A 1756-nucleotide genomic window follows, 5' to 3' on the forward strand; every position below is an offset into this window, starting at 1 on the left:
TGTAGGGGCCCGTACCGCGCGCAATGCGCGGTACGGGCCCCTTCGCCGTTCCTCCGACACGCGTCCCGGCGCTCGCCCGGCGGCGGTGGCGGATCCTGCGGCCAATCGGCTGAATCTTCGCTGCCCGCGATATTCCTTCCCCAAGTGGGCCGAACCGTTGCTGACATCTTGTTGGGCGTCGATCCCGGTGCATCGCCGTGCTGCATCCGTGCTGCACCGGCCTCGATGACGGCCTCCACAGCGGCTCCCGGAAGGTGTGACCATGCAGGCGCCCCCCACTGACACCACCGTCACGCGCCCACCACGGCAGTCCGGCCCCGACCGGCCGGCAGCGCAGCCGTACCTCCTGCCGCCCATCGTGGGCAGCGCGTGGTGGATCTGGGGCCTGGCGGGGGCCCTCTTCGCCGTCTACACGACGCTGTCGGTGCGGATCCACGAGCGGATGCTCTCCACCAGCTACGACCTGGGCATCTTCGAACAGGTGGTCCGCTCCTACGCGGACGGGCATCTGCCCGTCTCCGAGCTGAAGGCGCCGGGCTTCCCCATCCTGGGGGACCACTTCTCCCCGGTCCTGGCGCTGGTGGCCCCGTTCTACTGCGTCTGGCGCACCCCGGTGACACTGCTCGTGGTGCAGTCCGCACTGGTCGCCGCCGGCATGCTGCCGCTGGCCTTCTGGGCCCGACGTGCGCTGGGCTCGGGGCCGGCCGCGATGATCGGCGTGTGCTACGGCCTGTCCTGGGGGGTCGCCAGCGCGATCGGCTACGACTTCCACGAGGTGGCCTTCGCCGTCCCGCTGCTGGCCCTCTCGCTGGCCGCGCTCGGCGACAACAGGCCGCGCGCCGCAGCGTGTTGGGCACTGCCGCTGCTATTGGTGAAGGAGGACCTCGGGCTCACGGTGGCGGTGATCGGCCTGCTGATCGCCCGGCGGGGGAGCAGGAAGGCGGGGTTCGTCACGGCGGCGGCCGGAGTGGCAGGGTCGCTGTTCGCCATTCTGGTGGTCCTGCCGGCCTTCAACCCGGGCGGGCACTTCGCCTACTGGTCGTACGTCGACGGATCGGGCGAGGGGCCGAACGGCGGATCGGCCAGCGGTGCTGACGCCGGCACCACCCTGGCGGGCCTGCTCTACAAGGGGACGGTCGGCATGATCACCCCCGAACCGAAGGCGACGACGCTGGTGCTCGTGCTCGCCGTCACGCTGTTCCTCGCGCTCCGCTCCTCGCTGGCCTGGGTCGCGGTGCCCACGCTGGTGTGGCGGTTCTTCTCAGCCAACTCCGTTCACTGGGGCACCGGTTACCACTACTCGCTGGTGCTGATGCCGATCGTCTTCGCCGCCTTCGTCGAGGCCCTGGCCGCGCGGCGCGCACGGGCGGAGAGCGTACGGCGCCACCTCCTGGGCGCGGCGGCGATCTGCCTGCTGCTCCTGCCGCAGTTCCCGTTCTGGCAGCTGGTCCGGCCGGTGACCTGGCGCACCGACCCCCGGCTCGCCGTCGCCCACCGGCTGATGGACCGTATCCCGGACGGCGCCACCGTCCAGGCCTCCACACTCCTCGTCCCTCAGCTCACCAACCGCACCACCGTGGGCGTCTTCGGCTGGGAACCCAGCCGGCCCGACCCCCAGTGGATCATGGTGGACACCTGGACGCCGACGTACAAGCGCTGGCCCCTGACGCCGGAGATCGAGCGAACCGGACGGTGACCGAACCCTTGGCCTGGCCGGCGCCCGTCAGCTTGTAGGTGTCGGTGGTCTCGTGGGTGA

Annotated in this window: 1 protein-coding gene; it reads left to right on the forward strand. The window is 71.1% G+C overall.

Annotated features, from left to right (window positions below):
• Positions 1-262: 262 nt before the first annotated feature.
• A complete protein-coding gene (locus AB0O00_RS37910) occupies positions 263-1696 on the forward strand; it encodes a DUF2079 domain-containing protein (RefSeq protein WP_363659241.1) in 1434 nt (477 codons plus the stop codon).
• Positions 1697-1756 lie beyond the last annotated feature (60 nt).

It is taken from the genome of Kitasatospora sp. NPDC093558, from assembly GCF_040683475.1.
Classification (GTDB): domain Bacteria; phylum Actinomycetota; class Actinomycetes; order Streptomycetales; family Streptomycetaceae; genus Kitasatospora.